23 protein-coding genes and 1 tRNA gene are annotated in these 25314 nt (G+C 53.2%); 8 read left to right on the forward strand and 16 right to left on the reverse strand.

All coding sequences use genetic code 11. The features are described from left to right. Nucleotides 1-58: 58 nt before the first annotated feature. Genes ACMZ66_RS08240 through ACMZ66_RS08255 form a run of 4 tightly spaced genes read right to left on the reverse strand, consistent with a single transcriptional unit; the run spans nt 59 to nt 4766 of the window. On the reverse strand, nt 59-1030 hold the full coding sequence (locus ACMZ66_RS08240; protein WP_416936253.1) for an ABC transporter permease: 972 nt from the start codon (nt 1028-1030) through the stop codon (nt 59-61). Continuing rightward, nucleotides 1030-2148, reverse strand: a complete 1119-nt coding sequence (locus ACMZ66_RS08245; protein ID WP_416936255.1) for an ABC transporter permease — start codon at nt 2146-2148, stop codon at nt 1030-1032. The genes ACMZ66_RS08240 and ACMZ66_RS08245 overlap by 1 nt, the downstream gene beginning before the upstream one ends. After that, a complete protein-coding gene (locus tag ACMZ66_RS08250; protein ID WP_416936670.1) occupies nt 2145-3728 on the reverse strand; it encodes an ABC transporter ATP-binding protein in 1584 nt (527 codons plus the stop codon). Before ACMZ66_RS08250 ends, ACMZ66_RS08245 begins: the two co-directional genes overlap by 4 nt. 42 nt (nt 3729-3770) lie before the next feature. Then, on the reverse strand, nt 3771-4766 hold the full coding sequence (locus tag ACMZ66_RS08255; protein WP_416936257.1) for a BMP family lipoprotein: 996 nt from the start codon (nt 4764-4766) through the stop codon (nt 3771-3773). Between the two features lie 614 nt (nt 4767-5380). Between ACMZ66_RS08255 and ACMZ66_RS08260 the strand changes: the two genes are divergently transcribed. From ACMZ66_RS08260 to ACMZ66_RS08270, 3 genes are all read left to right on the forward strand, one after another. Further along, entirely contained in the window at nt 5381-6976 is a 1596-nt protein-coding gene (locus tag ACMZ66_RS08260) for a bifunctional metallophosphatase/5'-nucleotidase (protein WP_416936259.1), read from the forward strand. Between the two features lie 150 nt (nt 6977-7126). Beyond that, nucleotides 7127-8077 (forward strand): carbohydrate kinase family protein, encoded by a 951-nt coding sequence (locus ACMZ66_RS08265; protein WP_416936261.1) that lies wholly within the window; start codon nt 7127-7129, stop codon nt 8075-8077. 109 nt (nt 8078-8186) lie between these two features. Continuing rightward, nucleotides 8187-8429: an Lrp/AsnC ligand binding domain-containing protein gene (locus ACMZ66_RS08270; RefSeq protein WP_416936263.1), complete on the forward strand. Its 243-nt coding sequence runs from the start codon at nt 8187-8189 to the stop codon at nt 8427-8429. An 86-nt stretch (nt 8430-8515) separates the two neighbouring features. Here ACMZ66_RS08270 and ACMZ66_RS08275 read toward each other — a convergent pair whose 3' ends face one another. Both ACMZ66_RS08275 and ACMZ66_RS08280 read right to left on the reverse strand, forming a co-directional pair. Then, nucleotides 8516-8968, reverse strand: a complete 453-nt coding sequence (locus ACMZ66_RS08275; protein WP_416936265.1) for a hypothetical protein — start codon at nt 8966-8968, stop codon at nt 8516-8518. A 182-nt stretch (nt 8969-9150) separates the two neighbouring features. Further along, nucleotides 9151-9243, reverse strand: a tRNA-Ser gene (locus tag ACMZ66_RS08280). A 282-nt stretch (nt 9244-9525) separates the two neighbouring features. On the opposite strand from ACMZ66_RS08280, the gene ACMZ66_RS08285 reads away from it, so the two are divergent. Further along, nucleotides 9526-9747 (forward strand): hypothetical protein, encoded by a 222-nt coding sequence (locus ACMZ66_RS08285; protein ID WP_416936267.1) that lies wholly within the window; start codon nt 9526-9528, stop codon nt 9745-9747. Between the two features lie 150 nt (nt 9748-9897). Here the strand turns inward: ACMZ66_RS08285 and ACMZ66_RS08290 are convergent, their stop codons facing one another. From ACMZ66_RS08290 to ACMZ66_RS08320, 7 genes are all read right to left on the reverse strand, one after another. Then, nucleotides 9898-11076, reverse strand: a complete 1179-nt coding sequence (locus ACMZ66_RS08290) for an MFS transporter (RefSeq protein WP_416936269.1) — start codon at nt 11074-11076, stop codon at nt 9898-9900. Between the two features lie 49 nt (nt 11077-11125). Continuing rightward, nucleotides 11126-12157, reverse strand: a complete 1032-nt coding sequence (locus ACMZ66_RS08295; RefSeq protein ID WP_416936271.1) for a GlxA family transcriptional regulator — start codon at nt 12155-12157, stop codon at nt 11126-11128. Between the two features lie 133 nt (nt 12158-12290). Beyond that, entirely contained in the window at nt 12291-13979 is a 1689-nt protein-coding gene (locus tag ACMZ66_RS08300; RefSeq protein ID WP_416936273.1) for a hypothetical protein, read from the reverse strand. 264 nt (nt 13980-14243) lie between these two features. Further along, complete coding sequence (locus ACMZ66_RS08305) at nt 14244-14840, reverse strand: PqiC family protein (RefSeq protein WP_416936275.1); 597 nt, start codon at nt 14838-14840, stop codon at nt 14244-14246. Next, nucleotides 14837-16516 carry an intermembrane transport protein PqiB gene (locus ACMZ66_RS08310; protein ID WP_416936277.1) on the reverse strand — a complete coding sequence of 560 codons (1680 nt, stop codon included), beginning with the start codon at nt 16514-16516 and terminating at the stop codon, nt 14837-14839. Before ACMZ66_RS08310 ends, ACMZ66_RS08305 begins: the two co-directional genes overlap by 4 nt. Further along, nucleotides 16513-17832 (reverse strand): paraquat-inducible protein A, encoded by a 1320-nt coding sequence (locus ACMZ66_RS08315; RefSeq protein WP_416936279.1) that lies wholly within the window; start codon nt 17830-17832, stop codon nt 16513-16515. Before ACMZ66_RS08315 ends, ACMZ66_RS08310 begins: the two co-directional genes overlap by 4 nt. A gap of 147 nt (nt 17833-17979) precedes the next feature. Then, a complete protein-coding gene (locus ACMZ66_RS08320; RefSeq protein ID WP_416936281.1) occupies nt 17980-18879 on the reverse strand; it encodes a LysR family transcriptional regulator ArgP in 900 nt (299 codons plus the stop codon). Nucleotides 18880-18983: 104 nt separating this feature from the next. Between ACMZ66_RS08320 and ACMZ66_RS08325 the strand changes: the two genes are divergently transcribed. Beyond that, nucleotides 18984-19607 carry a LysE/ArgO family amino acid transporter gene (locus tag ACMZ66_RS08325; RefSeq protein ID WP_416936283.1) on the forward strand — a complete coding sequence of 208 codons (624 nt, stop codon included), beginning with the start codon at nt 18984-18986 and terminating at the stop codon, nt 19605-19607. A 24-nt stretch (nt 19608-19631) separates the two neighbouring features. Here the strand turns inward: ACMZ66_RS08325 and ACMZ66_RS08330 are convergent, their stop codons facing one another. The 3 genes from ACMZ66_RS08330 to ACMZ66_RS08340 all read right to left on the reverse strand — a co-directional run bounded on the left by ACMZ66_RS08330 (nt 19632) and on the right by ACMZ66_RS08340 (nt 23585). Beyond that, complete coding sequence (locus tag ACMZ66_RS08330) at nt 19632-21845, reverse strand: transporter substrate-binding domain-containing protein (protein ID WP_416936285.1); 2214 nt, start codon at nt 21843-21845, stop codon at nt 19632-19634. A 182-nt stretch (nt 21846-22027) separates the two neighbouring features. After that, on the reverse strand, nt 22028-22603 hold the full coding sequence (locus ACMZ66_RS08335; RefSeq protein WP_416936287.1) for a thymidine kinase: 576 nt from the start codon (nt 22601-22603) through the stop codon (nt 22028-22030). 70 nt (nt 22604-22673) lie between these two features. Then, a complete protein-coding gene (locus tag ACMZ66_RS08340) occupies nt 22674-23585 on the reverse strand; it encodes a LysR family transcriptional regulator (RefSeq protein ID WP_416936289.1) in 912 nt (303 codons plus the stop codon). Nucleotides 23586-23691: 106 nt separating this feature from the next. On the opposite strand from ACMZ66_RS08340, the gene ACMZ66_RS08345 reads away from it, so the two are divergent. The 3 genes from ACMZ66_RS08345 to ACMZ66_RS08355 all read left to right on the forward strand — a co-directional run bounded on the left by ACMZ66_RS08345 (nt 23692) and on the right by ACMZ66_RS08355 (nt 25311). Next, entirely contained in the window at nt 23692-24372 is a 681-nt protein-coding gene (locus ACMZ66_RS08345) for a type 1 glutamine amidotransferase domain-containing protein (protein ID WP_416936291.1), read from the forward strand. Between the two features lie 68 nt (nt 24373-24440). Continuing rightward, nucleotides 24441-24644 carry a heavy-metal-associated domain-containing protein gene (locus ACMZ66_RS08350; protein WP_416936293.1) on the forward strand — a complete coding sequence of 68 codons (204 nt, stop codon included), beginning with the start codon at nt 24441-24443 and terminating at the stop codon, nt 24642-24644. A 130-nt stretch (nt 24645-24774) separates the two neighbouring features. Then, a complete protein-coding gene (locus ACMZ66_RS08355) occupies nt 24775-25311 on the forward strand; it encodes an NADPH-dependent FMN reductase (protein ID WP_416936295.1) in 537 nt (178 codons plus the stop codon). The last annotated feature ends 3 nt before the right edge of the window (nt 25312-25314 follow it).

A 25314-nucleotide genomic window follows, 5' to 3' on the forward strand; every position in this document is an offset into this window, starting at 1 on the left:
CGCAACGATTAAGCAAACTGTTCGGGGCAAGGCTACCCTGCCCCGAACGTCGTTACTCTTAGCGTTCCTTCACATACGGACGGCCAAGTGCCTTTGGCGGAATGGCGCGACCGATGAAGCCTGCTAGCAAGATCACGGTCAGGACATATGGCAGTGCCTGAACCAGCTGGACCGGAACTTCGCCAATCCCGGGCAGGATGACACCCTGCAAACGGGTCGCTGCGGCATCAAGGAAGCCAAACAGCAAACACGCGGCCAAGGCCGGGAACGGACGCCATTTGCCAAACACCATGGCTGCCAGCGCGATATAGCCTTTACCCGCCGTCATATCCTGCAGGAAGGATGCACCTTGTGCTGTCGAAAGATACGCACCGGACATACCAACCAGCACGCCACTGCAAATCACCGCGCGATAGCGCATCATGACAACGCCAATACCGGCCGTATCAACAGCCCCCGGGTTTTCACCGACAGCACGCAGACGCAAGCCAAAGCGGGTGCGATACATCACCCACCAAGCAGCCGGAACCGCAAGGAACGCGATATAAACCAGAATGTTATGGCCGCTCAGAAGTTCGAAATAGATCGGACCGATGATCGGAACATCTTGTACGGCTTCTGCACCCGGAAGGGTAATCGGCTGGAAACGTGACGCCTTATCAAGGGCCGGCGTTTTACCGCCCTGTGCAAACAGTGCAATCCCGACAAGTGCGGTCAGGCCAGACATCAGGATATTGATCGCCATGCCCGATACGACCTGGTTGCCCTTATGGGTGATGCAGGCAAAGCCATGCAGCAACGACAACGCAATCGTGGTCGCAATCGCGGCCAAAAGGCCCACCCACGGGCTTCCGACGTAAAACGCAATAGCCGCAGCCGAGAACGCACCACCAAGCATCATGCCTTCAAGGGCAAGGTTGATGGTACCGGAACGCTCGGAAAACATGCCTGCAAGAGCCGCCAAAATCAGCGGTGTGGATGTCCGCAAGGTCGCATCGAGTAATAGAATGATCAGTTCAAAGGTTTCCATCACGCGGCCTCCTGCGCATCACGGCGCAAGCGCCACGCGGTGTAAATCTTTGTCACACGTGGACGGAACATATGTTCCATCGCACCAGTAAACAGGATGACGAGACCCTGAATAACCACGACCATGTCATTGGAAATGGTCGGAATTTCAAACGAAAGCTCCGCCCCGCCCTGATAAAGCATGCCAAACAGCAATGCCGCCAGGAAGATGCCAAACGGATGGTTACGCCCCATCAACGCCACAGCGATACCAACAAAGCCATAGCCAGCGGTGAAATCGATCAGAAGACGATGCTGAACACCCATCACTTCGTTAAGCGCCATGAAGGATGCCAACGCACCGGAAATCATCATCGCAATGATGATGTAACGGCCCGGCTCCAGACCGGCATAGGTCGCAGCAACCGCATTCGCCCCAACCGTACGGATCGCATAGCCCCAACGGGTGTGCCAGATGAACATCCAGACAAGGATGCTGGCCGCAATCGCATAAACAAATGACAGGTTCAGCGGGCTTGATGCCATTTCAATGCCAAAGGCAGCCGCCATGTCATGAATGAACGGCAAACGCAGATTTTCGGCAATCTGTTCACTTTCCGGGGTCATGGACCCTTCGGGACGTAGAACATTCACCAACAGATACACCATCACCGATGACGCAATGAAGTTGAACATGATCGTCGTGATCACGACGTGCGACCCGCGGCGCGCCTGCAGATATGCCGGGATATATGCCCATGCAGCACCGAAAATCATCGCTGCCATCATACCGACCACAAGCATGATCGGAAATGGCAGGAAATCAAGATAAAGGGCCGCAACCGTGACACCAAGACCACCGATATAGGCCTGCCCTTCGGCGCCGATATTGAACAATCCGCAATGGAATGCAACGGCAAAGGCAAGACCGGTAAAGATGAAGTTGGTGGTGTAGTAAAGCGTGTAACCCCATGCTTCTTCGTAGCCAAAGGCACCGTAAAGCAGGATTTCAACAACCTCGACCGGGTTTTCACCGATTGCAAGAACCACAAGGCCCGACACAGCAAGTGCCAGCAAAAGGTTCATCAACGGCAATGCGCCAACGTCAATCCAGCGCGGGAGTTCGACTGTCTTGCTCATGCCTGACCCTCCGCTGCTTTGGCTTCGTTCGGGTCAACACCAGCCATCATCAGGCCAAGTACACGTTCATTTGCCTCGGATGCAGCAACTTCGCCAATAATGGCGCCATCGCACATCACCAGAATGCGGTCGGCAAGCGACATAATCTCGTCAAGCTCCACGGACACCAGCAGGACGGCTTTGCCGGCATCCCGCATGGCGACAATACGTTTGTGAATAAACTCGATGGCGCCGATATCAACACCACGGGTCGGCTGCCCCACCAGAAGCAATTCCGGATCGCGCAGAATTTCACGTGCCAGAACCAGTTTCTGCTGGTTCCCGCCCGAGAAGTTCGCCGCCTTAAGGTCCGGGTTATCCGGACGCACGTCGAATTCCGACATCATATTGGCAGTCGCGGCTGAAATCGCGTTCCAGTCCAGAAGAATACCCTTCTGATAGGCCGGATCGTTTTCATAACCAAGAATGGCTGCTTCCTTGGCCGAGAATGCTGTTACCATCGCCATGCGATGACGGTCTTCTGGCACGTGGGCAACACCACGACGGCGCAGTTCAGCTGCATCAACACCTTTGCCCGGTGTGACGTCCTGACCATTAAGCTCAACCAGTCCCTCGGTTGCCGAACGAATGCCGCCAAGAGCTTCAAGAAGCTCGCTCTGGCCATTGCCAGACACACCGGCGATGCCGACAATCTCGCCCGCACGGACCGAGAATGTCGCGTTCTTGACCTTGCGCACGCCCTGGGCGTTTTCCACGCAAAGGTTATCAACATTCAGAACCGTGGCAGCCGGATTTGCATCGCCTTTTTCAAGGCGCAGCAATACCTTACGGCCAACCATTAATTCAGAAAGTTCTTCCGGGCTGGTTTCCGCAGTCTTGCGGTGTGCAACCATTGCCCCTTGGCGCATGACAGAAACATTGTCCGTCGCAGCCATGATTTCGCGCAGTTTATGCGTGATCAGAACAACCGTTTTGCCCTGTTCTTTCAGCGTATCAAGGATACGGAACAGGTGGTCTGCCTCTTGCGGGGTCAGAACGCCGGTTGGTTCGTCGAGAATAAGAATCTCGGCACCGCGATACAGCGCTTTAAGAATTTCAACACGTTGCTGAAGGCCGACCGACAGATCACCAACAATGGCGTCCGGGTCGATGTCGAGCGAATATTCACGCTCAAGACGTTCAAGTTCCTCGCGTGCCCGGTCAACACCGTCGCGCAGAACCGCACCGCCTTCAACACCAAGAATAACGTTTTCAAGAACCGAGAAGGTTTCCACCAGCATGAAGTGCTGATGCACCATGCCGATCCCGGCCGAAATGGCGTCTTCCGATCCTTTGATGTCACACAGATTACCGTCAACATGGATGGTACCTGCATCAGCCTGATAAAAGCCGTACAGAATACTCATCAGGGTCGACTTCCCTGCCCCGTTTTCTCCCACGATCCCGTGGATTGTTCCCTTATCGACCTTAAGGTCGATTTCTTTATTTGCGTGTACCGCTCCGAACCGCTTGTCTATGCCACGCAGTTCAATAGCGGGTTGCACGGCACCAGTATCCCCGGTGCCGTGCATTTGATGCATCGTATCCGACACTACAAATCCCCGGTTTGCTTCAAGGCTGCCTTACATCGGGCAGGCGCTGTCGCTCATGTAATCGTGAACTTCAAGGCTGCCGGAAGTGATCGCTTCCTTCGCCTTGGCGACGGCATCTTTCATATCGGCAGTGATCAGCTTCTCGTTGTTTTCATCAAGAGCCCAATCAACACCACCTTCTGCCAGACCAAGAACGGTCAGGCCCGGTGCCCAGCTGTCACCGGCAGCTGCGTCAAATGCTTCGTAGACAGCAACGTCAACGCGCTTGAGCATCGAGGTCAGAACCGAACCCGGATGCAGGCCGTTCTGGTTGGAGTCAACGCCAATACCCAGCTTGCCAGCATCTGCAGCTGCCTGCAGAACGCCAACACCGGTACCGCCAGCTGCGTGGTAGACAACGTCTGCGCCACGGTCAAACTGCGATTTTGCAAGCTCGCCACCCTTTACCGGGTCATTCCAAGCTGCACCGGTGGTGCCGGTCATGTTCTGGAATACTTCGGCATCGCCATTGGCGTATTTAACGCCCTGAGCGTAACCGCAAGCAAATTTACGGATCAACGGAATGTCCATGCCGCCAACGAAGCCGACTTTGCCGGTTTCTGATGCCATTGCAGCAAGAACACCAACGAGGAACGAACCTTCATGTTCTTTGAAAACAACGGACTGAACGTTCGGAAGGTCAACAACCATGTCAACGATCGTGAACTTGGTGTCCGGGAATTCTTTTGCGACTTTTTCAAGTGCAGACGCCTGCGAGAAGCCGATTGCAACAATCGGGTTCATGCCGCGACGGGCAAAGTTACGCATTGCCTGTTCGCGCTGTGAGTTGTTCTGGATTTCGAAGTCGCGGTACTCGGTACCTTTGTCCGCTTTGTATTTCTCGGCGCCAGTGTAAGCAGCCTGGTTAAACGAACGGTCAAAACGGCCACCAAGGTCATAGACCACTGCCGGTTTGATTTCTGCAGCCGAAGCAACACCTGCATAGCAGGCTACAGCCGCGACCACGGAGGTCAGAAGCTTTTTCATTCCGATGCCCTTCATTGCTTGAATTCTGTTTATTCTACCCATCGGTGCCCTTAACCGATGGGACTCCCTCATCGAAAACATGTGATCCACATCATGTCGGACGCTACGGTCCCTCAACCGAGACAATCCTTTTGGTCATGTTGCGAACGCTTATGGTAACTACAAAATATAGTGCCCTGTAAATAGTCGAGCATGCAAGGGCAACACAAAACCTGTCCAATTGGTCAAAAAAGGTCCAACCCAAATCCCGTGATGCGCGCTGCTTGTGCGGGGTTTCCCTTAGGTTCAAGGGTGTTACCAAGTGTCTGACCTCGAAACTGAGCGCTATAGATTTTCTTAGCAAAGTTAATAATCGGCCTAATGAATTTTTCGCGAAATCGCCAATTTGTCCCGCTTTGCACCAGTTTCCGATTCTTAGCCCCCCCACCATTACACGATGAAATCACAAAATCAGATGCAATTTCACCAAGCAGTCATCAACCGGGCATACCAACCGCCAATTTTTGATGCTAGCATTGAGCAGGTCATACGATTTTAAGACCCAGAGGCTTTGAAATGTCGTGACAGCCTTACCGCGAGGGACAGGAAAGGCTGCTTATTGTTGGAGAGTAGTGATGAAACAGAAACTTGCTGGCCTGTTGTCAGCTTGCACCATGCTGACCATCGGTGCCGGAAGCGCATTGGCCGATTATGATTTGCGTATCCTTCATACCAATGACGTTCATGACCGTGTTGAATCCGTTACAAAATATAACAACACCTGTAAGGCGGAAGACGACGCAGAAGGCAAATGCTTTGGTGGTTATGCCCGCCTTGCAACTGCGATCCGTGATGCCAAGGCCGAAGGCGGCAATGTTCTTGCCCTTGATGGCGGCGACCAATTCCAGGGCTCACTTTACTACTCGACCTATCGTGGGGCACTTACCGCTGAACTGATGGCGATGGCTGGCTACGATGCCATGACCATCGGCAACCATGAGTTTGATGACGGCCCCGAAGTTCTTGAGGCCTTCATCAAGGCCAGCAAAATTCCGGTTCTGTCTGCCAACGTTCATCCGACTGCGGCCTCAAACCTCAAGGGTGAAATCATCCCGGAAACCATCATCGAGCTTGGTGGCGAGAAGATTGGTTTGATCGGTATCACCACCGAAGAAACGCCGGACATTTCAAGTCCGGGTGACAAGGTGGAAATCACCGATTCCGAAATGGCACTGCGCTATTCGGTTGCGCGCCTTCGACTTAAGGGCGTTAACAAGATCATCGTCATGAGCCATTCCGGTTCCTACAAGGACTTCGAACTGGCCAAAACCGTTAGCGGCATCGACGTGATTGTCGGCGGCCATGACAACCAGCTGTTCTCCAATACCAACGAGAAAGCCAACTACCCCTACCCGGTTGTTGAAACGGCACCGGATGGCAACCCGGTTCTTGTGGTTCAGGCATATGCCTATAGCCGCTATCTTGGCGAACTTAATGTCACCTTTGATGATGCCGGTGTTGCAACCGCATGGTCGGGTGAACCCATCGCCCTTGATGCCAGCGTAAAACCAGCCCAAGACGTTCTTGACGTAATTGCTGCTGCAAGCGGCAAGGTTGATTCTGTACGTAACGTCGAAGTCGGCAGCTTCACCGCCGCGGCCGACGGATCGCGCGAAAGCTGCCGTCACATGGAATGCTCAATGGGGTCGCTCGTTGCTGATGCGATGCTTTGGAAAGCTGGCGAAGGCTATCAGATCGCCATTCAGAACGGTGGTGGTGTTCGTGCCAGCATCGATGAAGGCACTGTGACCATGGGCGAAGTCCTGACGGTGCTGCCGTTCCAGAACGCGCTTGCCACTTTCAAGCTTTCCGGTGCTGACATTGTTGCATCGCTCGAACATGGTGTCTCCAAAGTCGATGAAGACAAGGGTCAATTCCCGCAAGTCGCGGGCATGAAGTTCGATCTTGATCTATCCCAGCCGGTAGGCTCACGCGTTTCCAACGTCATGGTCGCCGAAGGTGAAGGTTATGCGCCGATCGACGCTGGCAAAATGTATGGCGTGGTTTCCAACGACTTCATGCGTAATGGCGGCGATGGCTATGCCCTGTTCCGCGACAACGCAACGGACGTCTATGACTTCGGCCCGAACCTTGAACAGGCTGTGGCGGAATATATTGGCATGAATTCGCCAATGACGCCGGCCACGACGGACCGCATCATGCTAAAATAAGGCTGATCACTGATCGTGCCAAACCAAGGGCGGTCCATTGTGGCCGCCCTTTTGTTTTGCTTGCCTTTAAATGTTAAGGCGGCTTATGAAAGTCGCTTCAAAAGAACTGCTCGTCACGATGTGACGTCCCACCACAAAGAGCAACGCGCTGTGATCACGCCTTCTGCCAACATTCTGTGCTTTGGCGCCGCCCATTTTGACCGCACCTTGCAATGCACGGAACATTTCGTACCTGCGGCCTCCAACCCGGTGCGTACCCTTCATCGCAAACCTGGCGGCGTTGGTCGCAACATTGCGGTTCATCTGCGTCTCCTTGGCAATAATGTCGCGATGCTGGGTGCTGTTGGTGACGATGGTGATGGCGAACAGGTGATTGCAGCCCTATCGGATATTGGCATCGACACCCGCCGGATGATGAAGCTCGAAGGCAAACACACTGCGGGCTACACAGCTGTTCTTGATGAAACTGGTGAGCTTGCGCTTGGCATGATGGATGCAGAGGTCTATGACCTTTTGACCATTGACCGCCTAAAAGCACAATTGCCCAACCTTCAAGCGTGGCCGTGGTGGCTTATTGATGCCAACCTTCCAACAGAAACCATTCAATGGCTGGCTGCGAACAAAGGCAGCACGAAGATGTGCGCGGCAACGGTATCGCCCAGTAAATCGGCACGTTTCAAACCTGTTCTCGGCCAACTTGATGTTCTGATCGCCAATCGGGCAGAGGCGCATGTCCTGACCGGGATTGAAATCAACGAACTACCACAGGCAAAGATCGCGATTGAATTGCTGCGTGGCAAAGGCATTCCCGAAGTGGTGATCACCCTTGGTGCCAAGGGCGTTGTGTCCTCTTCGAATTCAGGCACTGCATTCTGGCATCCACTGCCGACCAAGCTTCGCGATGTGAACGGGGCTGGCGATGCCTTTTATTCCGGCTTCCTGTCTGCGTTCTCCAAACCGGATACCGATATTGATGACGCGGTCGCGTCAGGCCTTGCCATGGCAAGCCTGACGGCAGAAACCGATGGCACCACTGTCTGGAACCTGAGCCAGGACGCAGTTGCAACACGCGCAGCACAGGCAGAAAAAACACCGCTTTGACGGGTACTGGCTGGTTTCGACCAACCGCCCTTCCCGCGCTAGAAGATTGCAAGCATCGGCCAAGGCAGGTAGCTTGTCAGAAATTCAAATTCAAACTGGAGCAGTCCTGATGCATCCGTTTTTCATTTTCGTGAAATGTGAACTTGGCAAAGCCTATGACGTGGCCGCCGACCTAGTTGAAGAAGTCGAAGGCGTCTCGGAAGTCTATTCCGTGTCCGGCCCGTTCGAGCTTCTGGTCAAGGTCTATATCGAAGATGAACAGGATATCGGTCGCTATGTGAATGAGCAGATCCACAAACTGCCACACATCAAGGACACCCAGACCATCATTACCTTTAATGCCTTCACCTGATTGGCATCAAAGGCATGAATATGAAAAACGCGGCGAGTATCTTCGCCGCGTTTTTTTGTGTTTTAAGCTGATTTAACCGTCTGGCGTCAGTTTTTGGCTGCACCCCTGATGATATCAAGAATGACTTCTGTCCCCTTCTGGATCAGAACAACGTCTTCGCCGACGATCTGTCGGATCGCACCGTCGGTGCGTTTGGGAAGACGGGACGTAAGATCAGATGGCAGGTCACGCTTGGCGATGCCCGGCGGCAACGAGCCGCCACGCTCAAGCTTCATCGCAATGCCGGGCGGAAGCCCCTTGTTGCCTTTGCCCTTATTGCCTTTGTCTTTCTTACCACCCTTGTCGCCATCATCGTTCGAACCGGTATTGCCGGTCGCGATATCAAGAACGTCGGTGATGATGCGGCGTTCTTCGTCAGAAAAAATACCACCACCCTGGGCGACTTCGACGATGCCATGATCATGTTGCATTTGGCTTGGATGTGCCTGGGCAACAGATGTCACTGCCAGCAGGCAACCACTGGCAACGGAAACGGTCATCGCGAATCTGGAAAAGCTCGATTTTTCAGGCATTTCATCCTCAGGCGTTGTGTTGTTTTCTTATCTTCAGATATGGACTTTGCACTGAAATGCGAGGTCCACACAACGATACAACGCTTGGGAAGGTGATTTTCTGCCATCCGGAAAAAGAAAAAAGCACCCTTTTGGGGTGCTTTAATCAATGGCGGGCAAAGAGGGATTCGAACCCTCGATAGGGCTTGTCACCCTATACTCCCTTAGCAGGGGAGCGCCTTCAGCCACTCGGCCATTTGCCCTTTATGTCTTTGGTGTTCCCTGCGGAACGACGCCTTTCTTAAACATCGACATGGCATGTGTCAATGCCCGAAACCGGCCTTGATGACGTTTTCTTTTTAGCAGTCTTGGCAAATAAAACCAGCAGCTTTTTGACGGGTTCGCTCATGGCGTTTTCTGGTTGAAACCCAGAAGAGTCTTCAAACCATCACATAGTTGTCATCGGCTGGAAAAAAATGGATGTCATAAAGCCACAGTAGATTGGTTTTTTACCGTCATATGACGCAGAAGCTGGTTGGAGAAAGATGCGTACGATCTATCAAAGCACCGACGATTTTGGTCACACCCTTCGTGCCCTGAAAATGACCAAGGAAGGTCACAGCGACCCGGTCTATATGGGCCTGGTCATTCAGGATCGCGAAGTTCTGTTCCGCACCCGTGAAAACAGCTCACGCGATTTCGTTTTGCAAAAGATCAAAGACTTTGTCGCAGGCAACGCGACAGCACTGGCATCCCAACCGGCCTGATGGCCGGTTTTTTATTGCCCGAAGACAATGCCCGTCCCCGTCGGGCGTCTTTGGGGATTGAGCTTGACGTTCTCAGTCGCGCCGGGGCGAAACTCCCCGTTCGCCCTGCACTTCACCGCCGGTCGCAATGACCGGCGGTTTCTTTTAGCTTTAGGCGCCTGCGATTGCTTGTTTGGCGACATATCCCCGCCACATCAGGATCAATGCGACAATCAGGACCGGAATCATTCCATAATTGACCGGGTTCCAGCCAGCCCCGGCAATCAATGCACCACTAGCAAGGGATGCGACGGTCCCGGTGATGCTGTTGCCAAGCTCCATCAGGCTTTGCGCATGACCACGTTCTGATGCGTCATGCCCCTCACCCAAAAGGGTCGTTCCAGCCAGCAACATCATGTTCCAACCGATCCCAAGCAGGAACGAGCTGATCAAAAAGGCCGACATCTCGATACCCGATACGGCAACCAAAGCACTGATTGCCAACACCGCCGCACCAAGGCTTGCGACACGGCGCGGACCAACCCGATCAATCATCGGCCCGGCAACAAAAGCAGGCAGGAACATGCCAATCAGGTGCCAGCGGATAACATTGGCCGACACATCCACATCAAAGCCGCAATATTTCATCGCAAGTGGCGTTGCTGTCATCACAAGGATCATGATCCCGTGGCCGGCCGCACTGATTGCAATCGCCCCGCGAATAACAGGACGGCGCAGAAGTTCTGCCATCACCGCCCTGCTCGATCCGGTACGCGCAGGAACACCACCATCAGGAAGTATCATCATCAAGGCCGCAGCAATGCCTGCCAATCCCGCTAGTGCTACATAAGCCCCGGCAAACGGAACCGGCAACATGTCGCGACTGGTTGCAGCAACTTCCGGCGCGATCAGGGCTGCCAAAACACCGCCCCCGACAACCATCGCTGCCGCACGCCCGGCTTGTGATGGCTGTACACTCTCAAGTGCGGCATAGCGGTAATACATTGCTGACGCCTGATAGACACCAATAAGTGCCGGTGCAATCACAACTAGCCAAAACGCCCCGACATAGATGCCCACAGCCAAAAGCAAGCCACCAACTACGCCGCAGATTGCCCCGACAAAAAGACCAACTCTGCGTCCACGGCTTTGCATCAGCATTGCCAAAGGATGAACCGCCAAAAGGTTGCCGATCATCAAAACACCCAGCGGCAATGTGGCAAGCACAGGCGATGGCGCCAGCGTCACACCAACAATCGATGTCAATGTGATCCCGATCAGCGAACAGGACCAATAAAGCGCTTGGGCGATAAACAGCAGACGCAATGATCCATTGGTCAGTAACAACATGTTCCCAACTCCAAAAATTCAGATTGTGATGAAGATGTCCGAGGGCAGCCTAGACCGCGTTTACAAGCGACTTTCGCGCGAACCGTTCCGCATATTCCTGTGGGCTCACCGAAAGATGGCGCTGAAATGCGCGGCGCAGGGTTTCTGGGTGGCGGAAACCACACAGTTCCGCCACCTGCCCGATTGCTAATGCCTCGTCTTGTAAAAGTGCACGGGCCGCTTCGACCCGGACCCTTTCGACATAACGTGCCGGGCTCATGCCCAAGTCACGGGTAAAGACGCGTGAAAATGTGCGCGGTGTCATGCCCGCGCGTTCCGCCATGGCCTCTAGCGACAAGTCATTGGCAATATTACCCGGTAGCCATTCCAGCAAACCAGTCAAACGTGCCGTCGTTCCCGTTTCTGGAATTAAATAGGCACTGAACTGTGCCTGCCCACCCGGGCGTTTAAGAAACATCACCAATCGGCGTGCCACGGAAAGCGCCAAGGCACGACCAAAATCGGCCTCAACAATTGCCAAGGCCAGATCAATACCAGCCGTTACCCCGGCCGATGTAAAGACATGCGGGTCGCCATCAAGACCACTGGGGTCATAGCTGTGCAAACGATCCCCCATCATGTGAATGGCCGGATATTCGCGCGCCATTTGCTCGCAACGTGACCAATGGGTTGTTGCCATCTTGCCGTCCAAGACGCCTGCCTCGGCCAAGATAAGCGCGCCAGAACATATGGAACCAAGCCGCGGGACGATCCCATCGGCCTTTTGCACCCAGCCAAGGATTTCCGCATCCTCGCGAATAGGCCAAACCCCTGTGCCACCGGGAATGAAAAGTGTGTCCACGGTCGCCAAATCAAGGTCGCGCCAGCCAATATCGGCATAGATCCGCACACCGCATGATGTCCGAACCGCCCCGGTTTCGGGACCAACAACGATACCCTCATAGGCCTGCGGCCGTCCAAGGGCTGTCAGTTCGTCATTGGCCGATCCAAACACCTGAAGCGGGCCGATGACGTCAAGGCTCATGACATCGTCATAGGCATAGCAGGCCATTATTTTTGGTGCGTTGGATTGCTTGGGCATCGAGGTATCTCCTTAGGACAGATACAGGATGCCGGATATTGCATTTGGCAACAATGACAAACACCCCACGAATCTTGCCATCCGGCATTCGTGGGGTGTTTTCATCAATCGCTGTGCGAAGGAACTTTGGGGCTTAGAACCCGCTTCGCTGCAACAGGGCATAAAAATCGCGGATCGTGCCCTCTTTCGTTGCCATGTCCTTGATATCGTCGACGAGCTTGTCGGTGAAGTTTGGTTGCTTCAGATATCCAACCACTCTTTTACGCGCCATCGCAGCAGACTTGCCTTCGATCAGAACGCCGCTTGAGCAGAATTGAACAAGCATGTAAGCACGCTTACGCAGGTGCAGGGACGGATTATCAATCCGTTCAATCACCTTTTCACGCACAAGATACTCTGCCAGACCGTCATCAAGCTTTTCGGCGACACCCGCTTTGAAATCATCTGGCACCTGAGATGCGGCAAGCATGTCGCTCATTTGCTTGACGGTTGCCATCTTGTCGCGCGGCTTGGCTTCCGGATCGCAGAAGGCACGAAGGGCACGCATGTCCTTCACCGCGTCTTGCATCATGACATAAAGCTCGTCCGCGAAATCTTCGACGATGCCACTATTTGCCACAGCAATCAGCCAAGTCAGCTTGCGGTAGTTCGGGATGAGACGGCCATTGATCTCGGCCACACCTTCGATCAGGGCGCGCGGCCCACCGACATTACGCAGACGTGCACCACGTTCGCAGATCGCTTCAACCATCGGCGTGCCATAGATTACGCCGTTCTCCGTGATCAGACGTTCAAGAATGTCTACCAGCGGGTCGGGATCGCTTTCATGGCGGGTCAGGTTATTGGCACTGCGAAGTTCACGAACGATGTAATCAAACATCGCTTCCTGGCTATTTACCAGAAGTCCGGAACCGAACAACGGGTTGAGAAGTTCGATGATATCGTCTGCGGCACCCCGGTTGCCTTTGGCACGGCCCAACGCAAGATCGATGTGAAGCGTTACCGCCTCACCAAAACTCCGCGAACTGCCAAGAAGGTCCTTAAGCGCGACAGGTGATCCCAGAATATCTGCGATCACGTCATCAACCATTTTGCGCGCAGCTTCGTCTTTTTCGTCACCCTTGACCTTAAGTGCCAGATCAAGCTTGCCAACCCAGTTACGCGTCGACGACAAGACGCGCGTCAGCGCAACCATGGTCAAAAAGTCGGTGTCTTCTGCAAGGTTAAGGCGCCGGATTTCATCACGGACTTCAGAAATCGTCGCATCTTCAAACGCAGGCAGATCTACCTTTTCAACTTCACGGGCGCGCGCAGAAAGCTGCTCGATCGCGCCATGAAGATTGTTCATCGCTTCGATATGATCGCCATCGGTTGCCTTGGCGTGCAGGCCAGCAACCTTGTCGACTGCCGTTGGCATCAAGGTGTCATGGAACATCAACTTGCGAAGGTTCTGGTAATTATACATTACCTCACAAGGAGTAAGAATTTCCTGTTCGAAATACTTGCGCAGCAACCGGTTGATGGTCGCGCGACTTTCTTTCTGCAAAAGGTCGTTGTCAGATGAGCATAGCGGCGCTTCCTCGATCGCAGAGACACGGACGTCTTCCTCTTCGGAATCGCCAGCGCCTTCTCTTTCAAGAAGCACTTTTTCAATATGACGACCGTCGCCGCGTTCCCAGTTACGGACAACACGAACGGCAGAAACCTTCGTTTTCAGAACCTTTTCAGCTTCCGAAACCGCTTCTTTTTCGACATCAAATGTCGAGTGGATGATCCAGCGATCCCCCCGCTGAACCAATACTTCGAATGTCGTATCCGACATAATGCGCTCTGGCTCCCTAACTTCCTGTTTGGGCGGCATATACTTGCCGGTAACTCAGTCAGGCGCGTGTCCCATTTTTATATTTATATCTTCTTTATAAGGCTATTCAGGGGATGAAAACAATAGGTTGATGTTGAACTTTTACAAAGTTCCTTGGTTTTCTAACGTTTTCCGCAGCTTGATTTACGGCGATGTGACAAACTTCACCACCCCTATTCAACCAAGACTTACCAATGTCAGAATTTGCAAGAATTCAGGCACTGATTACGGAATATTTCCGACGATTTCTGCGGTCATATCCGACAACAAAGTACTCATGGCGATCACAGTGCCCTCGATCGTCGTGTCATCGGGTGTGCTGACCTTGTTGTATTTCGCCGCACGCACAATCTGTCCATCCTCAAACGCAACCAGCTTCCAGCGCGCTGTCAAAATGACATTCCCATCCGCCTGACGTTCGAACCGATCAATATCAAGCACAATCTGCCAATCAACACCATCGCGTGACGTCCAAGGAAACACCTCAAGGCGCGATGCCCTGCCCGTCCGATCGATATTGTCCATCAGGGTCCGGTTAATGTTCTCATCCAGCGGCTCAGCCCAACGATGGCCTGCATTGACTTCTGGCCGGTTGGCAGTACTGCGCGTAACGATGGTGGAACGATCAAGATAACTTGGAATGGTAACCGGGCCGACACCCACCACAGGTGCCTGCGCAGATGGCGGTGCCATCTGCTGCGTCATTGGTGATAGCAGATAATAACGATCAGGAACGGATTGCGACGCGCAGGCCACCAACAACGGTGCCGCGAGGAACAAGACGCATTTACGGATCTGCATTCGGATTACCTGTCGCATCATTCATCCTCCTTCGGGCCACTTTTCCCAAGGATCAGTGCACTCGGGTTTTGTTCAAGGAATTCGGTCAGATCGCGTAAGGACCGTGCTGTCGCACTTAGTTCCTTTAACGCCTGTTCAAGGTTATAGCGCACCGGCGATGTCGGCGCGGTGACGTCGCGCACCCCGCCCAGTGCCTCACGCGCTGCATCTAATGCGGTCTGGGTCGCTGGCAAGACACTGGTATCAAGGTTGGTAACAAGGCTGCTGATGCCTGCTGCTGCTTCCTTAAGGCTATCCATACCCTCGGTCAGTGCTGGAGACGTCACGATGGTTTCCATCCCTTCGACCGTGCCAAGCAACCGAATGCCAATTTCCTCCAGCGGGAAAGTTTCGACCTTCTCCAGCAGGCTTGAAAGCGAATTGGCAATTTCATCAAGCTTCTGGGGCAAGGTCGGCAGTTCAGGCAAATCGCCGCGCTGATCGCCAAGATAACGCGCGGGCGACACCGGGTTCAGCGCAAGATCAACAAACAGCTGGCCCGTAATGAAAGATCCGGTCTTAAGCCGCGCACGAAGACCACTATCAATCAGCTTTTCAACGGTCTGCTGCGGATCAATGTCGCCTTGGCGGCCACCAACAAGGCTGACGCGCTCCGGCTCAATCGTTACGACAACCGGGACACGGAAAGTCCCCTGATTGACGACATATTCAAGATCAACACTTTCGACCGTACCGACCCGGATGCCATTAAACTCAACCGGCGCACCACGCGACAGACCGCGTACGGATGAATCAAAATAAAGCATGTATTTCTGGCTATAGCCCTGTGCCAGAAGCTCTGCCTTTTCCAAGCTTTCATGCAAACGAAATACCGTATCGGCCTGCGCCTTGTCTTCCTTGACGCTGCCATCAGGTGTGTAGAAATTAATCCCGCCAGCCAGGACCGAGCGCACAGATTGCGCGCGAACCGACAGGCCATCGGCATTCAAATCAAGGGCAATGCCACTTGAATCCCAAAACCGCGTATCGCGTTTGACCAAGGCATCAAATGGTTTGCGGATAAAGACCGGGATCGACACCCATTCGGCATTGGCATCAAGCTCTGTATCAAGCACCTCGCCAACCTCAATCCCGCGCAACAAAACGGGCGTCCCGGTGCTAAGCGATCCCAGCTCCTCAGCCTTTAGGACAAAACGCGTTCCGTCATCATCGTTGGGAATATATTGCGGTTCTTCTTCGCCGACGAATTCGCGGGATTTGGCCCCGCTACTATCTGGGACGACTTCGATATAGGCGCCCGACACAATGGTCTCAAGCCCGGTAATGCCCCGCGCACTAACGCGCGGGCGCACGACCCAAAACCGGGTTTTATCGGTCAGATAATCCGCGAAATCCGCAGACATGCGAATAGTGAGTTCGACGTAATCGAGATTGTCTGACAGATTAATTGCTGTGACCTGCCCGACATCGACATCGCGATAGCGCACCGCTGTTTTACCGGCTGATATCCCCTCGGCTGCTTCAAACGTCACGGTGATTTCAGGGCCTTTTGAAACGATATCGCGCCACAACAACCAACCTCCAATGATCAGCGCAACAAGTGGCACCAGCCAAATGATGGAAAAACGCCCCCATCCTTTTCGGACCTCAGGCGAGCCGGGTCTTTGATCTGATGAAGAACTGTTTTCGTCACTCATGACGGCGTCCCCTGTTTTTCAACCATTTGTTGGTTGTCGTCAGAAAATGGATTGATTTTATTGGCCCGCATACCAGCGCGATCCCAGATCAGGCGCGGATCAAATGCCATCGCCGAAAGCATGGTCAGGATCACGACACCACAAAATGCCACTGCACCAAACCCCGGCTGCACCGTCGCGATGTTTCCAAGCTTCACCAAGGCAGCAAGGATCGAAACCATAAAGACATCAACCATCGACCAGCGCCCGACAAGCTCGGTCACCCGGTAAATCAATGTCCGTTCACGAAGCGGACCGGCAAGCCCAAGATAGGTCGCAAGATAAACCCAGCCCAGCATTACGATCTTGATGATCGGGACCAAAATGCTTGCGGTAAAGACCACAATTGCAATCGGCCATTCACCAGCCTGAACCAATGCCCCAACACCAGACAGGATTGTATCGGCCTCTGCCCGACCAAGATAGGTCACGGTCATGATTGGAAACACATTGGCCGGCACATAAAGAATGATCGCCGCAATCAAGAGTGCCCAAGCACGTGACAGGCTTCTGGCCTTGCGGTGATGGACAGCATCGCCACAACGCGGGCAATGCACATGCCCGGTACGCGGTGCCAAAACCACCATAGCGCAGGTATGACAAGTCAAAAGGTCGTTTTGGGCGGCTTCCGGATTGGCTGATGGCTTGACATCGTCAGATGTCGGATATCGCAAACTGCTCGGCGCAAGTCTGCGCCAGACAAAGCGCGGATCAAGCGTGACATTCATTAAAAGAACCGTCGGGATCAAAAAGCAGATCGCAAAAAATGCCGGTCCGACAATCACCTGCGCAAAGTCGGTCAGCTTGGTCAGCGCGACAAGCAAGCCGATCAGAAACACATCCAACATCGACCAAGGCCGAATATGGGCCAGAACCCGCCAAACGCGCTGCATGCCTGAGAATTCCCGGTCAAGCCAAATCGGCAGCAACACATAGATATGGGCAAGTATCAGAAGCAAAGGTGCGATGATCGATGTCAGCGCGACCATAAAGGCCAAAAACGGAAAGCCTTCCTGCCAGAAGGTCAAAACACCGCTTCCCAATGTGTTGGTTTCAACCCGGCCTTCCATGGCAAAAGTCAAAACCGGAAAGCTGTTGGCAATGATGAAAAGCAGAAGTGCTGTTAGTGCCAAGGCAAGCGGTTTGTCAAAGCGGGTTTGCTCCGCCCCATAAAGTGGTGATCCACATCTTACGCAGCAGGCAACGCTTCCTGTCGGGATGTCTTCCTCGACATGGAGATAGTCGCAATGTTCACAGGCGATCAGTCGATGCGACATGGTTTCCCTGTTTAAACAAACCGTTATCCAAATTGGCTCGTCTAGCAAAGTAAGCGACACTTTTAAGGTGAAGTCAAACCGCATCAAGACGAACACGGCCCAACGCAAAGCGTCACGCAACTTTACAGAACAGCTCAGAAGCCTTTGTTACGAGGTGATTTTGGGCAAAAAACGGCGAGCTTGCGAAATAACGATTTCGTTGACCTGATCAAGCAATCGGCTCTGGATGGTTTTGTGATGCCAATATAGCGGCCGGTCGATTTCATAATCACATGGCCTGATCAATCGTCCGGCACGCAAACCTTCTTCGGCCTGATGCTGTTCGACAACCGCATAGGCAATGCCCTGCTCTGCCACGGTGACAAAACCCTGGGAGCTTGGCACCATGTGGGCTGGAAATTCTCCGGGATTGAGACCGAAATACTGCTTTAGAAACTGGTTTTGCAGCTCGTCATGTTCGGAAAAGTTCACGGCAGGACAAGCGCGCAGACTTTCTGCTGTCACACCATTGGCAAAATAGCGTTCATTAAATTCCGGCGACACCACCATCACATAACGCATCAGCCCCAAGGGCCGCACGCGACATCCTTGAATCGGGTTTGGCCGCATGCTAACCGCGCCCAGAACCGTGCCGTCCTGCAATGCTTCGTGGTTAAGCGATTCATCATCGACGCGCAGATGAACAAGAAGCCCCAGCTCTTCAAAAAGATGCTTTGGCACATCGACAAACCATGTCGCCAGACTATCTGCATTGATCGCCAATGACACCTGCCCAAACCCGCCATCTGATTGAATGTCGGGCAGTTCTTCCTGCAATTCCCGTTCAAGTAAACGGACACTTTGATAATGCGCCAACAGTCGCTGTCCGGCGGCCGTTGCGGCAATCGGCTTGGCACGAATGATGACGGGCTGCCCCAACCGCTCTTCAAGCAGTTTCACACGTTGAGACACCGCAGACTGGGTCAGTCCCAGTTCACGTGCTGCCTTTTCAAAACTGCCATGTCGGATGACCTCCGCACTGGCTTGAAGCAATTTGTAATCGAGCATATCCGTATCATAAATTTTTCTAATGATAGTTTATCATAATTCGATTTTCTTATTTTGGGAAATTGATATCAAAGGCGGACCGAACAACGTAAGGACGCTGATAAATGTTTCTGAGCTATGCAACCGGATTTGGCCTTGGTGGTGGATTGATTATCGCCATTGGTGCGCAAAACGCCTTTGTCCTTGGTCAGGGTCTGCGTCGTAATCATCCGGTGATGGTGGCATTTGTCTGCGCGCTGTGTGATGCGCTTTTGATTGCAGCGGGCGTTGCAGGCCTCGGCACCCTTATTGCGGCCTACCCGCTTCTGACAAAGATCGCGGCATGGGGCGGTGCGGCTTTTTTGATTTGGTATGGGCTTGGTGCCCTGCGGCGTCTGTTTGAAACTGAAACGCTGTCGGACGAAGCGATTTCAAAAAACGGATGGAAAGCGGTGCTGTCGACCACCTTGGCGGTGACGTTACTCAACCCGCATGTTTATCTTGATACCGTCGTCATGCTGGGCGGCATTGGCGGGCAGTTCCCGACGGATGAGCGACTTGGCTTTGCCTTGGGGGCGATGAGTGCAAGTTTCGTCTGGTTCTTTGCCATTGCACTGGGTGCTGCATGGCTTGCGCCATATGTTGCGCGTCCAATCACCTGGAAGATCGTTGATGCGATTACCTGTGTCGTAATGTGGCTGGTGGCCTATAGCCTGCTTGCACCGGAAATCCGCGCTCTGATGGCATAGGGTATCAAATGGACGGGATCAACGTCATCCAACAACGACACAGTCGCGTCCGTTCTCCTTTGCCTGATAAAGCGCATTGTCAGCACGCCGCACCATGGCATTGGCACCATCATCGCCACGGCATCCCGTCACGCCGAAGCTTGCGGTAACCTGCTTGACCTCACCGACAGAAATATCGGCAATTGCCTGACGGCAGGCCTCTGCCATTTCCTTGGCGACATCGACGGCTGTGTTTGGGCAAACGATCATGAATTCTTCGCCGCCCCAACGCCCGAAAGTGTCGCTGTCCCGGCAGATTGATCGAACGGCGGTTACAACGGCGATCAACACGTCATCACCTACCAGATGGCCATGCATGTCATTAATTGGCTTGAACCCGTCAATATCAAACAGGATCAGCGATAGGTTCGAACTATCCTGCTTGGCGCTTTTTTCTGCATCAGCAATGACTTCGTTCAATTTCAGGCGGTTTGCGCAACCGGTCAGGGCATCCGTACGCGATTGACGCTCGAACTCGACATTCTTTTCACGAAGCTGCCGGTTATAGTTTCGGATTGTCACGTGGCGATAAGCAACGAAGGCCAGGATCACACCAAAGACCGCCAACACCTTCCAAAGAAGATCATAATCAAAGGGTTGTTCAATATTTACCGCAACCCATTTTCGCAGAATTTCTGATTCACGCTGCTCATCTGCTTGCAAAACGGCCTTTTGGAACAGGCTCAGCATGATGGGATCATCATTGCGTACACCAACGCGAAACTCGTTGGTAAGCTCCGTATGACCGGCGATTTTCACATCGCTTAAGCCCAGCTTTTGAACCTGCGTCGAGATGATGTAAAGCGAGCCCATCGTCGCATAAATCTCGCCGCTTGAAACCTTACGAAGGGCTTCATCCATATTCTCGACATAGACAAGCTCAATCGATGGATATTGCTGCTTGAGGATGTCTTCATAGACATAGCCTTTGACCATCGCAAAGGTCTTGCCCGACAGGCTTTCAAGCCCGTCAATATATGGCGCGGACTGGTGTGCGACGATCACGATTGGGGCAATAATATACGGGTCGGTGAAGTTCAGAAATTCCGAACGCCGTTCGGACTTGTTTAGCATCGACAGAATGTCGCATTTGCGCGCTTGTGCGTATTCTTCACTCTGGGCCCAGCTTTCGGTGGGCACCAACTCAACCTTGATGCCCAGCGTATCCGCAAACATTTCGATATAGTCCGCAGCAATTCCGACATGCTTACCGTTTGCATCAATGCGCTCATAGGGCATCCAATCCGGATCAACGCACATCCGAACAGGTTTTCCGCTGGCGATAAAGGCCTGCTCGCGCGCACCAATGACCAGTTTTGTCGGCTTGTAGTTCGGAATCTCCAGGTTTGGCGACCAGGATTTAACCAAAAGGCTGTGATCCTGCGTTGATACCGCCGCAAGCGCCTTATCAATGGCACTGCGCAAGATTTCCCAGTCATCGCGGATGGCAAATCGCTGACCGTCAACGTTATTACCGTAACGCGATGCCACCACAAGATTGCCAAGCCCATGCTTTCGCACCAGATAGGCATTGGTTGCCAAAACGCCGATATAGGCATCCGCCTCGCCCGATGCGACGGCAATAAGGGCATCGCGCGGCGTGTCATACATCATCGCAATGGCGTCAGGATAATCTTGCCGTGCGCGTTTGCCTGCGGCGTAACCATGCACCAGCGCCATCTTGCGGCCCGCCAGGTCAGACGGATCAGAAAATTCTGCCTTCTGATTTTCGCGCGTCATGATCACGATTGGCGTCGGCAGCAAAAAGTCGGAAAAGGTCAAATAGCTTTCGCGCTCTTTCAAGCGCGCAGCAGTCGCGATCATATCGATCTCGCGCGACTGGGCTCTTTCGATAATGTCAGACCAGCTCAAACCGGAAACGGCTTCAAACCGGACATTCAAAAGGCCTTCGAGAACCGAAAGATAATCGGGAACAATGCCATCGAACCCGTCTTCATCGGCAAAGGAATAAGGTTCGAAATCCGCATCAATGCCGACCCGAACAACCGGATGCTCGGCAAGCCAATTACGTTCCAAATCAGATAGTTGAAGATTGGTCTGGCTACGCTGGATGATATTGGTCAGCTCGGCTTCATCGCCAAGTTGGGCAAAGCTTGCCTGATGACGTGCCCCTGAAATCAGGACAAGAATTGTTATTGCCAGGGCAGCCGACACGTAAAGGCGTTTAAGGATCGCCAAAAACCGAACTCCAGTGCGCCTTTTTCCTCTCCCACTCGAAAGAGGTATATCATCAAAGCGTTATGTACTTCGGCCTAGTTTTAACAATCCAACGGTCACTGGCAAGTGCCAAGACGTCCGTAAAATTCGCGATGTTTGGGAACGAATTTAAGCTTCACGCCAAACCGTTGTTTTAAGGCGATTTACGCCATTGCTTCTTTGAAATGGCGACGGCAGACCGGGACATATCGATCATTGCCGCCGATTTCGACCTGTGCCCCTTCGCGCACCGGGTCGCCATTCTCATCTACACGAAGCACCATGCCGGCCTTGCGTCCGCAATGACAAATGGTCTTAAGTTCATTGAGCTTATCCGCCCACGCCAAAAGCCATTTGGATCCTTCAAACAGCTCGCCCTGGAAATCGGTACGGATGCCATAGCACAACACCGGAACATTGTGCTTGTCGGCAATATCGGAAAGCTGCCAGACTTGCTTTTTGCTGAGGAACTGCGCTTCGTCGATAAGAACGCAATCGACCTTGCCTTTTTCCATCTGCTCAAGGATCAAGACGCACATATCGGTTTCTGCATCAAACAATAGTGCCGGGGCTTCAAGACCGATGCGTGATGCAATCTTGCCTTCGCCAAAGCGGTTATCAAACGCCACGGTCATCAGAAGCGTTTCCATACCGCGTTCACGGTAATTGAAACTTGCCTGAAGCAGCGTGGTCGATTTGCCCGCATTCATCGACGAGTAGTAGAAAAACAGATTGGCCATGGATCCCCCCGAAAGTCGTCAATGGGACATAGCCGATCAAACACGATTGATCAATACGACGATAAACATGTCACCCGCCATTGCGCGATAAATCGATATCGCGAAGCTCCCGGCGCATGAATTCCAAAAGGGATTGGACCTTGGCACTGCGGGTCACGCCAGCCGGATAAACCGCATAGACTTGCAAATCCGGAAGAGTGCAATCCGGTAAGACCCAAGCCAGATCGCCATTCTTTACCCCGTCTTGCACATCGCACAGCGGAACAACGGCAAGACCGTGCCCACCCCGCAGGAATTGCAAACGCGCGGTCGCGTTATCCACCCGCACATTCCCGGTGACGCGGACTTTCTTTTCGACACCGTCACACATCAAAGTCAGCGTTTCCGGGACGCGGCTATACATCACCCAATCATGCGTCGCCAACTCATCGACCGTTTGTGGATAGCCCACGCGATCAAGATATGCCGGACTGGCACAAACAATGCGCCGCGTTTGATAAAGCTTGAAGCTTTTAAGCTCCGAACTTTTTAGTGGCCCCGACCGAATGCCGATATCAATCCCCTGCCCGATCAAATCGACGACCTCGTCACTCAGATGGATGTCAATCGCAACACCGGGATAAGCCTGTCGGAACCTGTCCAGAATGGGAACGATACGCAAATTGCCAAGATGCACAGATGACGTGATCGAAATCTTGCCAACCGGCTCATCGCGCAGTTCTTCAACCCGTTTACGGGCTGCCTCTGCCTCAAGCATGATCGTACGGCAACTATCGTAATAGCGCGTACCAGCATCGGTTAGGCTAAAGGTCCGCGTGCTGCGCCTTAGCAGTGGCACACCAAGCTTGGCTTCAAGCTGTCGGATTTGATGTGATACCGCTGCGCGGCTCAGCCCCATCTTGCGGGCGGCCGCGGAAAATCCGCCTTCCTCGACCACGCGGGCAAAGATCATCATCGCCCTGACTTCATCAAGTGCCGACATTCATAACGCTCAAATAATTTGACAATGTGTTTAGTTATTCACTCTAACGCAAATTTTGTCAGCCAGTTACCATCATGGCAAATGAAATCAACGCATGGAGGATCTGATGCGTATTTTGATGATCACGACGTCCCACGATCAGATGGGTGATACCGGCCACAAAACCGGAATCTGGCTTGAAGAACTCGCAGCGCCCTATTTCCGTTTTCGTGACGCAGGTGCCACCATCACCTTGGCATCGCCCAAGGGTGGCAAGCCGCCACTTGACCCCAACAGCCTGGTGCCAGATGCCCTGACCGAGGCAACCGAACGTTTTGAAAAGGACGACACCGCCAAGCAGGCATTCGAAAGCACCCTGACCCTTGATGACCTTAAGGCAGATGATTTTGATGCCCTGTTCTATCCGGGCGGCCATGGCCCGCTTTGGGATCTGGCAACCGATGTAAAATCCCTCGCCCTGATCGAGGAATTCGTTGCTCAGAACAAGCCGGTTGCGGCTGTCTGCCACGGCCCGGCCGCTTTGGTGAATGCAAAATCAGCGGATGGAAAACCATTGGTGGCCGGCAAACGGGTTACAGGGTTTACCAATGACGAGGAAAAGGCCGTTGGCCTCGAAGCTGTTGTGCCACTGTCGATCGAAGATGAATTCACCAAACAGGGCGGACGCTATGAACGCGGTGACATGTGGGCGCCATTTGCAGTTACCGACGGCAAACTTGTCACGGGTCAAAACCCGGCATCAAGCGATGCAACGGCAGATGAAGTCATCAAACTTCTGTCTGCATAAACTGCTTGACCTTCCATCTACTGGAAGCTGCATAGTCACTTCATAAGCACCTAAACTTATGGAGACACATGATGGTGAAACTGAAGGTCGAAAAAATGAGCTGTGGTCACTGCGCAAATGCTGTGACTGCAGCTGCCATCAACGTCAGTGGCGTAGAAGGCGCACAGGTTGATCTCGATAACGGAGAAGTCGCTGTTACCGGCAACCCGGACGTCAGCGCCCTGATCGCGGCAATCACGGATGCCGGTTATCCGGCGTCAGAATCCCGCTAAACCAAACCCCACGTTCGCGTCCCCCCACCCGAACGTCAAAGCCGCCTGCATTAATATGATGCAGGCGGCTTTTCTTTACCCGGATGCCCGGTTTGTGCAACCATCGCGACAAACTGAAAGCGGCACGAAAGTGACATTTAAAATCATCGCCTTGTGCGGAAGCCTTCGAACAGGCTCAATCAACAAAACCCTGCTGAAAGCAGCCCACAAGCTTGCGCATCTTCATGGGGCCAAGATCGATATTTTTGAAGAACTGGGAACATTGCCAATCTTCAACCCCGATCATGAAGACACAGATAACATCCATGTCCGATCATTTCGCACTGCGCTCCGCGATGCTGACGCAGTTTTGGTGGCAAGTCCCGAATACGCCCATGGTGTGACCGGTGCGATCAAGAATGCCCTTGATTGGGTCGTCGCGAGCGGCGAATTCATGCAAAAGCCGGTTGCTTGTTTGAATGCATCGGGCCGGGCAACAATTGCGCAAGCCGCCCTGATCGAAACCATCCGCACGATGGATGCCAGGATCATTGAGCAAGCCTGTCTGACCATTCCACTGAATGGCAAGAATTTCAGCGTGGCGGACATCGTTGAGAACGACGATAGCCGCCGACTTCTTGATCGCGCGCTTGATGCATTAGTTGCGGCAATCGAACCGGTTTCTTAATCC

Source organism: Thalassospira sp. (genome assembly GCF_048059015.1).
GTDB lineage: Bacteria > Pseudomonadota > Alphaproteobacteria > Rhodospirillales > Thalassospiraceae > Thalassospira.

Coding starts and splice junctions, on each gene's coding strand:
- ACMZ66_RS08270 (WP_416936263.1), top strand. CDS start 8,187: ATGCATCCGTTTTTCATTTTCGTGAAATGTGAACTTGGCAAAGCCTAT.
- ACMZ66_RS08350 (WP_416936293.1), top strand. CDS start 24,441: ATGATGGTGAAACTGAAGGTCGAAAAAATGAGCTGTGGTCACTGCGCA.
- ACMZ66_RS08305 (WP_416936275.1), bottom strand. CDS start 14,840: ATGATGCGACAGGTAATCCGAATGCAGATCCGTAAATGCGTCTTGTTC.
- ACMZ66_RS08325 (WP_416936283.1), top strand. CDS start 18,984: ATGTTTCTGAGCTATGCAACCGGATTTGGCCTTGGTGGTGGATTGATT.
- ACMZ66_RS08260 (WP_416936259.1), top strand. CDS start 5,381: ATGAAACAGAAACTTGCTGGCCTGTTGTCAGCTTGCACCATGCTGACC.
- ACMZ66_RS08310 (WP_416936277.1), bottom strand. CDS start 16,516: ATGAGTGACGAAAACAGTTCTTCATCAGATCAAAGACCCGGCTCGCCT.
- ACMZ66_RS08285 (WP_416936267.1), top strand. CDS start 9,526: ATGCGTACGATCTATCAAAGCACCGACGATTTTGGTCACACCCTTCGT.
- ACMZ66_RS08250 (WP_416936670.1), bottom strand. CDS start 3,728: ATGCATCAAATGCACGGCACCGGGGATACTGGTGCCGTGCAACCCGCT.
- ACMZ66_RS08315 (WP_416936279.1), bottom strand. CDS start 17,832: ATGTCGCATCGACTGATCGCCTGTGAACATTGCGACTATCTCCATGTC.
- ACMZ66_RS08335 (WP_416936287.1), bottom strand. CDS start 22,603: ATGGCCAATCTGTTTTTCTACTACTCGTCGATGAATGCGGGCAAATCG.
- ACMZ66_RS08245 (WP_416936255.1), bottom strand. CDS start 2,148: ATGAGCAAGACAGTCGAACTCCCGCGCTGGATTGACGTTGGCGCATTG.
- ACMZ66_RS08275 (WP_416936265.1), bottom strand. CDS start 8,968: ATGACCGTTTCCGTTGCCAGTGGTTGCCTGCTGGCAGTGACATCTGTT.
- ACMZ66_RS08345 (WP_416936291.1), top strand. CDS start 23,692: ATGCGTATTTTGATGATCACGACGTCCCACGATCAGATGGGTGATACC.
- ACMZ66_RS08290 (WP_416936269.1), bottom strand. CDS start 11,076: ATGTTGTTACTGACCAATGGATCATTGCGTCTGCTGTTTATCGCCCAA.
- ACMZ66_RS08300 (WP_416936273.1), bottom strand. CDS start 13,979: ATGTCGGATACGACATTCGAAGTATTGGTTCAGCGGGGGGATCGCTGG.
- ACMZ66_RS08320 (WP_416936281.1), bottom strand. CDS start 18,879: ATGCTCGATTACAAATTGCTTCAAGCCAGTGCGGAGGTCATCCGACAT.
- ACMZ66_RS08255 (WP_416936257.1), bottom strand. CDS start 4,766: ATGAAAAAGCTTCTGACCTCCGTGGTCGCGGCTGTAGCCTGCTATGCA.
- ACMZ66_RS08340 (WP_416936289.1), bottom strand. CDS start 23,585: ATGTCGGCACTTGATGAAGTCAGGGCGATGATGATCTTTGCCCGCGTG.
- ACMZ66_RS08295 (WP_416936271.1), bottom strand. CDS start 12,157: ATGCCCAAGCAATCCAACGCACCAAAAATAATGGCCTGCTATGCCTAT.
- ACMZ66_RS08240 (WP_416936253.1), bottom strand. CDS start 1,030: ATGGAAACCTTTGAACTGATCATTCTATTACTCGATGCGACCTTGCGG.